This window comes from Pedobacter sp., from assembly GCF_035317785.1.
Lineage (GTDB): Bacteria > Bacteroidota > Bacteroidia > Sphingobacteriales > Sphingobacteriaceae > Pedobacter.
In genome coordinates, this window is sequence record NZ_DATHGC010000166.1 from 14,988 (window position 1) to 27,061 (window position 12,074).

Annotated in this window: 13 protein-coding genes; 8 read left to right on the forward strand and 5 right to left on the reverse strand. The window is 43.9% G+C overall.

What is annotated here, in order from left to right; translation table 11 throughout:
- Window positions 1-35: 35 nt before the first annotated feature.
- Both pyk and VK541_RS10185 read right to left on the reverse strand, forming a co-directional pair.
- On the reverse strand, window positions 36-1,466 hold the full coding sequence (pyk, locus tag VK541_RS10180) for a pyruvate kinase (RefSeq protein ID WP_324369590.1): 1,431 nt from the start codon (window positions 1,464-1,466) through the stop codon (window positions 36-38).
- Window positions 1,467-1,604: 138 nt separating this feature from the next.
- The gene (locus VK541_RS10185; protein WP_324369592.1) at window positions 1,605-2,024 is read right to left on the reverse strand and encodes an IPExxxVDY family protein; all 420 of its coding nucleotides are present in this window, start codon (window positions 2,022-2,024) and stop codon (window positions 1,605-1,607) included.
- A 158-nt stretch (window positions 2,025-2,182) separates the two neighbouring features.
- On the opposite strand from VK541_RS10185, the gene VK541_RS10190 reads away from it, so the two are divergent.
- Genes VK541_RS10190 through rnc form a run of 3 tightly spaced genes read left to right on the forward strand, consistent with a single transcriptional unit; the run spans window position 2,183 to window position 4,438 of the window.
- Window positions 2,183-2,419 (forward strand): acyl carrier protein, encoded by a 237-nt coding sequence (locus VK541_RS10190; protein ID WP_008508386.1) that lies wholly within the window; start codon window positions 2,183-2,185, stop codon window positions 2,417-2,419.
- Between the two features lie 27 nt (window positions 2,420-2,446).
- Window positions 2,447-3,700 carry a beta-ketoacyl-ACP synthase II gene (gene fabF, locus VK541_RS10195; protein WP_324369655.1) on the forward strand — a complete coding sequence of 418 codons (1,254 nt, stop codon included), beginning with the start codon at window positions 2,447-2,449 and terminating at the stop codon, window positions 3,698-3,700.
- 9 nt (window positions 3,701-3,709) lie between these two features.
- Window positions 3,710-4,438 (forward strand): ribonuclease III, encoded by a 729-nt coding sequence (gene rnc, locus VK541_RS10200; protein ID WP_285060517.1) that lies wholly within the window; start codon window positions 3,710-3,712, stop codon window positions 4,436-4,438.
- Between the two features lie 6 nt (window positions 4,439-4,444).
- Here the strand turns inward: rnc and VK541_RS10205 are convergent, their stop codons facing one another.
- Window positions 4,445-5,128, reverse strand: a complete 684-nt coding sequence (locus VK541_RS10205) for a hypothetical protein (protein WP_324369659.1) — start codon at window positions 5,126-5,128, stop codon at window positions 4,445-4,447.
- 145 nt (window positions 5,129-5,273) lie between these two features.
- Here VK541_RS10205 and VK541_RS10210 point away from each other — a divergent pair, with 145 nt between their 5' ends.
- Genes VK541_RS10210 through nadD form a run of 3 tightly spaced genes read left to right on the forward strand, consistent with a single transcriptional unit; the run spans window position 5,274 to window position 7,321 of the window.
- Window positions 5,274-6,137, forward strand: coding sequence for a YicC/YloC family endoribonuclease (locus VK541_RS10210; protein ID WP_324369672.1), 864 nt, complete (start codon window positions 5,274-5,276; stop codon window positions 6,135-6,137).
- A gap of 29 nt (window positions 6,138-6,166) precedes the next feature.
- Window positions 6,167-6,736, forward strand: a complete 570-nt coding sequence (gmk, locus tag VK541_RS10215; RefSeq protein ID WP_324369661.1) for a guanylate kinase — start codon at window positions 6,167-6,169, stop codon at window positions 6,734-6,736.
- A 12-nt stretch (window positions 6,737-6,748) separates the two neighbouring features.
- Window positions 6,749-7,321 carry a nicotinate (nicotinamide) nucleotide adenylyltransferase gene (gene nadD, locus VK541_RS10220; RefSeq protein ID WP_324369663.1) on the forward strand — a complete coding sequence of 191 codons (573 nt, stop codon included), beginning with the start codon at window positions 6,749-6,751 and terminating at the stop codon, window positions 7,319-7,321.
- Here the strand turns inward: nadD and VK541_RS10225 are convergent.
- Window positions 7,318-8,031 (reverse strand): SAM-dependent methyltransferase, encoded by a 714-nt coding sequence (locus VK541_RS10225; RefSeq protein WP_324369665.1) that lies wholly within the window; start codon window positions 8,029-8,031, stop codon window positions 7,318-7,320. The two genes, nadD and VK541_RS10225, sit on opposite strands and share 4 nt — an antisense overlap.
- 295 nt (window positions 8,032-8,326) lie before the next feature.
- Here VK541_RS10225 and VK541_RS10230 point away from each other — a divergent pair, with 295 nt between their 5' ends.
- On the forward strand, window positions 8,327-9,634 hold the full coding sequence (locus tag VK541_RS10230) for a DUF6600 domain-containing protein (protein ID WP_324369666.1): 1,308 nt from the start codon (window positions 8,327-8,329) through the stop codon (window positions 9,632-9,634).
- A gap of 71 nt (window positions 9,635-9,705) precedes the next feature.
- The gene (locus VK541_RS10235) at window positions 9,706-11,286 is read left to right on the forward strand and encodes a peptide chain release factor 3 (RefSeq protein ID WP_324369668.1); all 1,581 of its coding nucleotides are present in this window, start codon (window positions 9,706-9,708) and stop codon (window positions 11,284-11,286) included.
- Between the two features lie 2 nt (window positions 11,287-11,288).
- Here VK541_RS10235 and VK541_RS10240 read toward each other — a convergent pair.
- Window positions 11,289-12,074: lyase family protein (locus tag VK541_RS10240; RefSeq protein WP_324369670.1), on the reverse strand; the 786-nt coding region annotated here is incomplete at its 5' end.

A 12,074-nucleotide genomic window follows, 5' to 3' on the forward strand; every position in this document is an offset into this window, starting at 1 on the left:
GCAAAAGTAGAAAAATTTTTGAATGCTGCAGAAAATTAATCGATAACAGTAACTTTTAGCATATTGGTCTTACCTTTTGCTTCCATAGGAACAGCAGCGGTATTGATAATCACATCTCCTTTTTTTACCAGTTTCTCAGCTTTGAGCAGGTCATTTACGTCCTGAATGGTCTCATCAGTACTTTCAAACTTATCGTAGTAAAAGCCCTGAACTCCCCATACAAGACTTAATGCATTTAGCAGTGATCTGTTGCTGGTGAAAATATAAGTTAGCGCCTGTGGCCTGTGGCTTGAAATCTCAAATGCAGTATAACCGCTGACGGTCATGGAAACAATACCGACAGCACCCGTTTGTTTGGATAAAGTACACGCAGAGTCACAAACCGCATCGCTCAGGAAACTGTCTGCTTTTGATTTCAGGAATTTCTCAGGATGGAACGGATAATTATTGTGTTCAATATTTTGAATGATTTTTTGCATGGTCTCGATCACGATCAGCGGAAACTCTCCCACAGAGGTTTCTCCGCTAAGCATTACTGCATCGGCCCCGTCCAGTACAGAATTTGCCACATCATTCACCTCAGCACGTGTTGGCCTTGGTGTAGTGATCATGCTTTCCAGCATCTGAGTCGCAACAATTACCGGTTTAGAAGCCGCTCTGCATTTTTGAACAATCATTTTTTGCAGCAACGGAACTTCTTCCATTGGCATTTCAACCCCAAGATCCCCGCGGGCAACCATAATACCGTCTGAGACAGCAATGATTTCGTCGATATTGGCAATTGCTTCAGGTTTTTCAATTTTGGCGATCACCCTTGCTGATTTGCCTCTCGCTTTGATAATATCCTTTAACTCTATAATATCAGCTGCGTTACGCACGAAGGAAAGTCCGATCCAGTCTACATCGTTTGCGAGAACAAATTCGAGATTGTCACGGTCTTCCAGCGTAAGAGAAGGAATGGAAACTTTTGTGTTTGGAAGGTTTACCCCTTTTCTGGAGGTAAGGATGCCGCCATGCACAACTTCGCAAAGCACTTCATCCTTAAGATTGGTTTCAATGACCCGCATTTGCAGTTTGCCATCGTCCAAAAGGATAATTTCATTGGGTTTTACATCTTTTGGAAAAGCTTCGTAAGTGATGTAGATCCGCTCCTCATCACCAACGCATTTTTGAGTAGTAATGATGGTTCTTGCACCGTTAACCAGGTGAATTCCACCATCTTTAACCATACCAATCCTGATCTTAGGACCCTGTAAATCGGCAAGGATACCCACATTATAATTATATTTTTGATTGATGTCGCGAATAGTATCCAATACTGCCTGATGATCTGCCTGGGAACCGTGAGAGAAATTTAAACGGCAAACGTCTAGTCCGGCGTTAAACATACTGTACAATACTTCTGGTTTGGCTGATGCAGGACCTAACGTGGCTACAATTTTTGTTCTGGAATGAAATGGTTTCATTTGGTTACTTAAAGTTTATTATTGATTAAACACCTCTGATTTTTATCCAAAAAGCCGGTGTTAACCTGATTATTATTATTTTTTGTCTGATAAAGTAAATTCAAATATAGTGTATTTAATACACCTTCAATATAAAAATTACATTATCAAATTCTGATTGGACCTGAGCTTGGCCGGATTTATCTGTGCAGCAACCTGAATATCAGAGAGTTTATTTAATCCCGTAAGAATAAAATTTAGGTCTTCATTATCGATATACTGATGGATGATCATAAAAAAATCAACCTTGTTCATTTCCGGGATTAAAAACCCTTCGGCATTCCGGTTGTTAAGGATATAATATTCGATTTCGCCCTGTTCAACAAAAAAAAAGTACTTTGAAAAAGTCAGTGGTTCTTCGTCTATATTAAAGTAAACCTCGTGATCCTCAACCTTTTCAAAGTTGAAGTTCAGGCTGGTATTGATCTTATGGCACAGCATGTAATCCTTCATTGATGCGGTAATGGCGATTAATACAAAATCAAGATCCAGGGATAGCTTTAAATAAGTTTTGTTCAAAACACAGGTATTAACGGGAATACGAAATTATAAAACTAAATTTACTTTAATGTTCGAAATAAAAACATTAAAATTGATAGACCAATAAAAACATTTGAAAAGTGCGGGAATTTTATTTTTCTTTGCACTGAATTATTTAACCATTAAATTATAACATTATGTCTGATATTGCTTCAAGAGTTAAGGCTATTATCGTTGAAAAATTAGGTGTGGATGAAAGCGAAGTTACCCCGGAAGCTTCTTTCACGAACGACTTGGGTGCTGATTCTTTGGATACAGTAGAACTTATTATGGAGTTCGAAAAGGAATTCAATGTAGCAATCCCTGATGATCAGGCTGAGACCATTGGTACAGTTGGTCAAGCAATTGCTTACTTAGAGAAAAACGTTAAGTAAAATACGGTCTCCGTATAATCCGTATAAATGGAATTAAAAAGAGTAGTAGTTACTGGGTTGGGTGCGCTCACTCCGATTGGAAATACCATCCCGGAGTTCTGGGAAGGTTTGCTGAACGGTGTGAGCGGAGCCGGCCCTATTACAGGTTTTGACACCTCAAAGTTCAAGACCAAATTTGCATGCGAGCTTAAAAATTTTAATCCGGAGGACTACCTGGATAGAAAGGAAGCACGCAAATTAGATCCATTTGTTCAATATGCTTTAGTTTCTACAGAGGAGGCCGTAAAGGATGGTAATTTTGATTTTAGTCAATTAGACACCAACCGTATAGGCGTAATCTGGGGCTCAGGTATTGGCGGTTTTAAAACTTTTCAGGATGAAATGAAGGCGTTTTTTTTGGGCGACGGTACGCCACGGATCAATCCCTTCTTTATTCCTAAGGTAATCATTGACATTGTTCCGGGCCATATTTCCATAAAATATGGGTTACGCGGACCAAATTTTGCCACAGTTTCTGCTTGTGCTTCCTCTACCAATGCGATGATCGACGCTTATAATTATATTCGTCTGAATATGTGTGACGTGATCATCAGCGGAGGTTCTGAAGCAATTATAAACGAAGCAGGCATTGGCGGCTTTAATGCCATGCATGCCCTTTCTACAAGAAACGATGACCCGAAAACAGCCTCCAGACCGTTTGACAAAGACCGTGATGGTTTTGTTGCCGGTGAAGGCGCAGGCACGATCATCCTTGAAGAACTGGAACATGCTAAAAAAAGAGGTGCAAAGATCTATGCCGAACTTGTCGGCGGCGGGATGAGTGCCGATGCGAATCATATCACCGCACCTCATCCTCAGGGACTGGGCGCGAGAATGGTAATGACCAATGCATTAAATGATGCCGGAATGAAAACTTCAGACATCGACTACATCAATGTTCATGGTACTTCTACGCCGCTTGGAGACATTTCAGAGAGCAGGGCGATAGTAGACCTGTTTGGCGAAGACGCCTACAACCTGAACATTAGTTCTACAAAATCTATGACCGGACATTTGTTAGGTGCTGCGGGGGCTATTGAGGCCATTGCTTCCATCCTTGCGGTTAAAAATGACATTGTCCCTCCAACTATCAATCACTTTACTGATGATCCTGACTGTGATCCAAAATTGAATTTCACATTCAATAAGGCACAAAAAAGAACCATCCGTGCCGCTCAAAGCAATACTTTTGGCTTTGGTGGTCACAATGCATCTGTGATATTCAAAAAATACGAAGAATAACTTCAATGAATGCCATTATTTGACCTATACAAACTTTATCTTTCATCCGATAAGGACTTCATAAAAAAGTTGAACAATATTTTAGGTTTTGTACCTGGGAATACCGTGTTGTACAAGATGGCATTCAGACACAGGTCAGTGGCAAAAATCTTAAAAAACGGGAGTCGCAGCAGCAATGAGCGGCTTGAATTCCTCGGGGATGCTATTTTGGGCTCTGTAATCGCAGAACTTCTGTTTAAAAGCTATCCTTACAAAGAAGAAGGCTTTCTTACCGAAATGCGGTCAAAGATTGTAAACAGAGCCAATCTGAATCAGCTGGCCAGAAAAATGGGCTTTGATCAGCTCATTGTCTTTGATCAGAAAACAGTAAATGTTCAGACCAAGCACCATTCTATGCTTGGTGATGCTTTTGAAGCATTAATCGGGGCCATATATCTTGACAAGGGCTACAACTTTACGAAAGACTTTCTGCTGAAGAGGATCGTTAAGCCTTACATCGACATCCATACACTGGAACTGACCGAGACCAATTTTAAAAGTAAACTGATCGAATGGTGCCAGCGTCATGGTAAGGACATTTCTTTTGATCTGATGGTGAACGGAGAAGGCGAAAGCACTAAACTATTTACCATACAAGCACTTGTAGACGGAGAAAGCTGCGGTATAGGCCGGGACTACAACAAGAAAAATGCGGAAAAACTGGCTGCCGAAAAAGCTTGCGAAATTCTTTCTATCTAATAAAAATCACTTTTTACCCAAGGTATCCGTATACTTCTTACTGGAATCCCTGATGTATTTAATGGCATCATATTGCGTCCAGTTCTTAGCCTTTTCATACTCAGGCCGGTAATCCAGCATAAATTTTTCCAGCTCTGCACCTTTCAGATCACTATTGCTTTGGATCAGCGATTCATTAAACAGGCCGTCTATCAGCGTCTGCTCCATCTCGGTTTCATAATAACGGCCAAACCTGCGGGCATTTTTTGGTGTCCGGCCAAAAAGCTCATACACAGCCGTTAGCGGAGTAAAGAGGAAGGAAAGAAATGGTGGCTTTCCCTGGTGAAACGAACCTTTATTCTTAAAGTCCCGCTTGATGTCGTTCAGCTCACTTTTTTTGGATTGCCCGAAGATGTCAACTTGTTTAAGCGTACGGTCACGGTCCATTAAAATGATCATGTCTTCTTTTGAAGTGTTGACTGCGGCCGTGAAATCGGAAAACCCGCTTTTCATCACCAGTATGGTATCTCCAAGTGTCGCGCTGATTTGAAAAAGACCCAGACTGCTGCTGGACACCGAAAGTCCTGTCCTTTGATTCATGACCTGAGCTTCTGCAATTCGGCTGCCGCTCTCTTTTTCCTTGATCACACCGCGCAGAATAAATCCCTGCTGGGCAAAACCAGGCGCTGTTGATCCCAGAAAAAGGAGCATACATGCTATGATATTTAAACAATAGGGTTTCATCGGTAGTAAAATATTTTGTAAACTTAACCATTGTTTGCCAATCAGCTAAGTTAAAAAAAGTTAAATAGGCCGGACAATACAATAAATTATATCTTTGCACATGATAAAATCAATGACAGGCTACGGCCTGGCCTCTACTGATCATAACAATATTAAGTTCGCAGTGGAGCTAAAATCTTTAAACAGCAAGTTCCTGGAGCTGAACTTAAAATTGCCAAGGGCTTTCTCTGACAAAGAACTGTTTCTGCGAAATGTCTGCAGCAAAGAAATAGAGCGCGGAAAAGTAAGCGTATCTATCAATGTTGAGCGTGGTGAAGACAACCTGAAGGGAGCGACCATCAACGCTGCCCTGCTGAGCAAATATTACAAACAACTGGAAGAAATCAACCTGAACCTGGGCGCAAACTCCAGTAATCTTTTACAGGCTGCACTCAATTTTCCCGAAGTGATCAGTTACTCGGATGAAGAAGTAAACGAGGAAGATTGGGAGATCTTAAATGCCACATTTGCCAAAGCTTTAAAAAATTTCAATGAATTCCGCCTTTCAGAAGGCGCTGTATTAAAAACAGACCTGGAGTTGAGGATCAAAAATATTCTTCAGTTCTTCTCGGAAGTGGAAGTTCTGGAGCCCCTCAGGATTCCACAGATCAGAACCAGGCTGAACCAGTTTCTGGAAGAGAACATAGGAAAGGTGAATGTAGACCAGAACAGGCTTGAGCAGGAGCTGATCTATTACATTGATAAACTGGACATTACTGAAGAAAAAATACGCCTGAAGAGTCATTGTGACTATTTTACCGAAACATTGAAAAGCAAGGATGCGAATGGCAAGAAGCTGGGCTTTATCTCACAGGAAATAGGCAGGGAGATCAATACCATGGGCGCAAAGGCCAATGACGCACAGATCCAGCAATTGGTTGTCGGGATGAAAGAGGAATTGGAAAAGATCAAGGAACAACTATTAAATGTTTTGTAACCTGCAGGGAACAAGACAACAGCATACAAATGAAACAAGGCAAACTCATTATATTTTCAGCACCCTCCGGGGCGGGTAAAACGACCATCGTAAAGCACCTGCTCACAAAATTCCCTACACTTAGTTTCTCTATCTCAGCGACCACACGTGAATCACGCGGTGATGAGCAGCATGAAAAGGATTATTATTTCATTTCAAAAGAAGATTTCCTTCACCGCGTGGCGCGGCAGGAGTTTGTTGAATTTGAAGAAGTGTATAACGGCACCTTTTACGGCACGCTGAGATCAGAAATAGAGCGCATCTGGAATGCCGGAAAGCATGTGATCTTCGACATTGATGTAGAAGGCGGGTTGCGCCTGAAGCGTAAATATGAGGAGGACGCACTGGCTATCTTTGTTCAGCCCCCATCGCTGGAGGTGCTGAAGGAAAGACTGAGCGGCCGTGGAACAGACAGCGCAGAAAAGCTGCAGGAACGCTTTATAAAGGCAGAGAAGGAGCTCAATTATGCCGATAAGTTTGATGTGATCCTCAAAAACTTTGACCTCAATACAGCCTGCGCTGAGGCAGAAAAGCTGGTAGGAGAATTTATAGGTAAATAGCGGCCGGATATCATGAAAACAGGATTGTTTTTTGGCTCATTTAATCCCATCCATACCGGGCACCTGGTCATTGCCAGTTATATGGCCGGTTTCACCGGTTTAAAAGACGTTTGGCTGGTTGTATCCCCGCACAATCCGCTAAAGAACAGAACCAACCTTGCCAATATGTATGATCGTCTTGAAATGGCTAAACTTGCAACAGAGGACACAGATCACATTAAGGTCAGTGATATAGAATTTGGATTGCCCCAGCCATCCTACACGGTGGATACACTTGCTTATTTAAAAGAGAAATACCCGGAAAAGGAATTTGTGCTCATCATGGGCGCAGACAATCTCTCTTCCTTCAAAAAATGGAAGAATTACGAGGTGCTCCTGAAGAATTATGAGATCTATGTCTATCCGCGTCCGGGTGTTGATGTAAGCGAGTGGGAGGCGGAGCCTTCCATTACCATTACAGAAACCCCTCAAATGGACATTTCGTCCACCTTCATCAGAAAAGCCATCAAGGAAGGAAAAAATGTCCGGTATTTTGTTCCGGACAAGGTTCTTGATTTTATAGAAAGCAAAGGCATGTACCGCTAAGCCTCTCTGTACAATAAGAATATCGTCGGCTTCTTGTGCAGGTCAACCCTTTCTTTCCGCCATTGCCCGATACTCATTGTTCTGATGTATTCATCGGCTCCGGTGATGTTACAGGCCACACACAATAAGGTCTGAAGCTGTGTATTCTTCAAAATATCCTCAAACAAATGGTTGTTCCTGAAAGGAGTTTCTATAAACAACTGTGTTTGGCTGTTCTTTTGAGCAGTCTGCTCCAGTTCCTTGATCTTTTTGCCGCGCTCTGCTTTGTCGATAGGAAGATACCCGTGAAAAACAAAGCTTTGTCCGTTAAATCCGGAAGCCATTAACGCCAGCAAAATAGAACTTGGGCCTACCAGGGGAACCACTTTAATGCCTCTCTTATGGGCCTCAGCTACAATTTCGGCCCCGGGATCAGCGACACCCGGACAGCCGGCTTCACTCATTAAGCCCACATCCTTGCCTGTCATCAGCTCTTTAAAAAAGGGCACCAGGGAATTGCCGCGCTTGTGTTTACCAAAGTCATGGATAACCAGTTCAGACTGAGGGATTTTTATTCCAGCCTCCTTCAAAAATTTTCTTGCTGTTTTTTCGTTCTCTACTATGTAAGTACCGATCGCATTAACCGTGTCGCCCAAATAAGCAGTAAAAGATTTATTGGCTGCATTTTCAGTCAGCGGAACCGGGATGAGAAATAGCGTACCTGTTTGCATATTTTTGATTTATTTACAAAAGAAGAAATTTATTTCTGGAGATCGGCTTTTCATTTATAAATAATTATGGAATCCTGCCCTTTATTGCATCATTAGCTAAAAGTTTAGCTAATCATCCTGCCAGGCACCTTAGCTCTATAAAACAATATATGTGTAATACATACACTTAGGCCAATTAAATTATGCAGGAAGACATAATGCTAATGTAATATTTTAAAAACAGATTAAACTTTTGAGTGGATTTGGAACTCAAATTGATATACAAAGAATGTTAGGTAAATTTAAACACACACAAATGAAAAAATTAATCAAATTACCGGCTATTGTATTGGGGCTCCTGCTCCTTTTAACCGGAACCACACAGCGGGTGATGGCGCAAGACGAAGACATCTCCCTTCAGTCCTTTTATGACGAGCTGTCTCCTTATGGAACCTGGATACAGGATCCGGAATACGGCTACGTATGGCGGCCGGATGTCGACCAGGGCGAGTTCAGGCCGTATTATACGAATGGTCGTTGGGCGATGACCGAATACGGAAATACCTGGGTATCCAATTACGACTGGGGATGGGCCCCTTTCCATTATGGAAGATGGGTTTACAACCGTTACAACCAATGGATCTGGCTGCCAGATACCAAATGGGGACCGGCATGGGTAAGCTGGAGAAGCGGCGGCGGATATTATGGCTGGGCACCTATGGGGCCAGGCATGAACATCAATGTCAACTTCAACATTCCGTCTCTATGGTGGGTTTTTATACCGCAAAGGAACATCTATTACGACAGTTTCCCACGCTATTATTCCCGCAGGAACATTACGATCATCAACAATACGACGATCATCAACAACACATATGTAAGAAACAGGAACACCTATTATAGCGGCCCAAGGGCTGACGATATCAGGCGCCATACCGGCCGTGATGTAAATGTATACAGTATCAACAGGACCAGCAGACCAGGCAGAACCGGGGTCAGCGGAAGTAAGGTGGAGATTTACAGTCCACGCCCAAGCAGAGGCTCGTCCAATGCCAATGCGGCGCCAAGAACCGCAATTAAAGGCGAAGGCTATGCAACCGCAAGGCCTGATCGAAGCGGTTCCGGCGACAGGGGAACTTATACACGTCCATCCCGTGAAAATCAGGGAAATGCAACTGGAAGAGGAAATGAAGCGGGCAGCCCGGGAAATCAAGGCACAAGGACAGAAAGCAGCAGGCCGGACCGTTCAAATCCTGAAAGAGTAACCAGGGACAGGGGCAGAGAAATCCAGCAGCAAAATACCGCTAATGACCAGAACAGGGCATTTGCCGACAGGCCGGAAAGAACAGCGGCTCCTGAGCGGGCTACAGCGCCAAGGACAGAACGGCCTTCAAGAGCGGAGCAACCGCAAAGGGTCGAGCGACCTCAGCCTGTACAACGCCAGGAAGCGCCTCCTCAGCGCCAGGAAAGGCCGCAGCAGGCACCTCCTCAGCGCCAGGAAAGAACTCAGCAGGCCCCGCCCCAAAGAGTTGAGCAGCCAAGATCAAGCGGTTCTGACAACCGCGGATCATCCGGCGGCGGAAGAGAAAGCTCCGGAAGATCATCCAGAGGCGGCAGGGGTTAAGCCCGCCTTCAACATCATACAAAAACCGGTCTAATAATTAGGCCGGTTTTTTCATTATATTTGCAGCCTTTATGATGCACCCTGAAATAGAAAAACGAAAAACATTTGCCATTATCAGTCACCCCGATGCCGGTAAAACCACATTAACAGAAAAATTCCTGCTTTTTGGAGGCGCTATTAATACTGCAGGAGCTGTAAAGCGCAACAAGGCTAACCAGAGCAATACTTCCGATTTTATGGAGATCGAGAAACAACGGGGGATCTCTGTTGCAACCTCCGTAATGGGTTTCGAATACAGTGGCAAACGCATCAACATCCTTGATACTCCCGGACACAAAGACTTTGCGGAGGATACCTACCGCACCCTTTCTGCCGTTGACAGTGTGATCCTGGTGGTAGACTGCGTAAAAGGCGTGGAGGAACAGACAGAAAAGCTCATGTCGGTCTGTCGCATGCGAAATACCCCCGTGATCATTTTTATCAATAAAATGGATCGTGAAGGTAAAGACGCATTTGACCTCCTGGATGAAATAGAAAACAAACTCAGTATCAGTCTTTGCCCGCTGTCCTGGCCAATCGGCCAGGGACATACCTTCAAAGGCGTATATAGCATTTACAACAAACACCTGAACCTCTTTGAGCCAGACAAATCCAAGATCAGCGAACCGGTCATTGAAGTAAGCGACCTGAACGACGCCAATCTGACCAGCTTCCTGAAACCAAAGGAGCTGGACGGTCTGAAAGGCGATCTGGAACTGGTACATGGCGTATATGGTGATCTGGATAAGAGCATGTACAGAGAAGGTTTACTTGCTCCTGTATTCTTTGGCAGCGCGATCAACAATTTCGGGATCAAGGAACTCCTCGACACCTTTATCAACATTGCGCCCAGCCCGAAAGGACGTGAAGCAGAACAACGCGAGGTCGCCGCAGAAGAAAAGAACTTTTCCGGTTTCGTGTTTAAGATCCATGCCAACCTTGACCCTAAACACCGCGACAGGATTGCCTTTTTAAGGATCTGCTCAGGCAAGTTTGAACGCAATAAATTTTATTACCATACCCGTCAGGACAAGAAACTGAAGTTTTCCAATCCGATGGACTTTATGGCCAATGAAAAGAGCATCGTAGAAGAAGCCTGGCCGGGTGACGTTGTTGGTTTGTATGACAGCGGAAACTTTAAGATCGGCGACACCCTGACCGAAGGGGAAAAACTCCAGTTCAAAGGCATTCCCAGCTTCTCTCCGGAAATATTTAAGGAACTGGAGAACAGAGATCCGTTAAAGACCAAACAGCTGGAAAAAGGCATACAACAGCTTACCGAGGAAGGAGTAGCGCAGTTATTTGTGATGCAGCCCGGCAACAGGAAAGTGGTCGGCGCAGTAGGCGAACTTCAATTTGAAGTGATTACCTTTCGCTTAGAGCACGAGTACGGAGCAAAAGCAGCCTTCAGGATGCTGAGCTATACCCGTTCAAACTGGGTGACGTCCAAAGACAAAACCAAGCTCGCAGAGTTCCTCAAAAGAAAACAGCAGCACATTGGTGAAGATAAGGACGGTAATCCGGTTTATTTAGCGGATAACGAGTTCATGATCAATATGACGATGCGGGATTACCCTGATATCGGGTTCCACAAAACTTCGGAGTTTAAATAAGACTAAGCCAGCAGCTTCTGTATGGCCGTATGCGTTTTCTCGAACTTAAACTGAGAAAGCACTTCTGTCATCATGCCCTCGATCTCCGCATTACAAAGATTGCCAATACTTCCCTCATGGGTATGGTGCACCGCAATGCCCGGCTCAAAAGTACCGTTGTCTATACGTTCGCCAACAATCTTATAAGCCTCTCTAAATGGAGTTCCTTTTAGCGCAAGATCATTTACCACCTCGACACTAAACAAGTACGCGTATTTCTTATCATTCAAAATACCTTCCTTCACCGTAATGTTCTGCAGCATAAACGTCGTCATCTCCAGGCACTCATTCAAAGAAGTAATGGCCGGAAAAAGATTTTCTTTCAACAATTGCAGGTCACGATGATAGCCCGAAGGCAGATTGGTGATCATCATCGCGATCTCGTTTGGCAATGCCTGGATCTTATTGCAGCGCGAGCGGATCAGCTCAAACACGTCAGGATTCTTTTTGTGCGGCATGATGCTTGAGCCTGTCGTCAGCTCATCAGGGAAACTGATAAAGCCAAAATTCTGGTTAATGAACAAACACACATCCATCGCCATCTTAGCCAGTGTCGCTGCGACAGACGACATCGCCTGGCCCAGTATCCGCTCTGTTTTGCCCCTTCCCATTTGAGCATAAACCACATTATAATTCAGTCTTTCAAAGCCCAGCAGCTCCGTGGTCATGGTACGGTTCAAAGGAAAAGAAGAGCCATATCCTGCGGCTGAGCCAAGCGGGTTTTTATTGCACACCTTCCATGCCGCCAG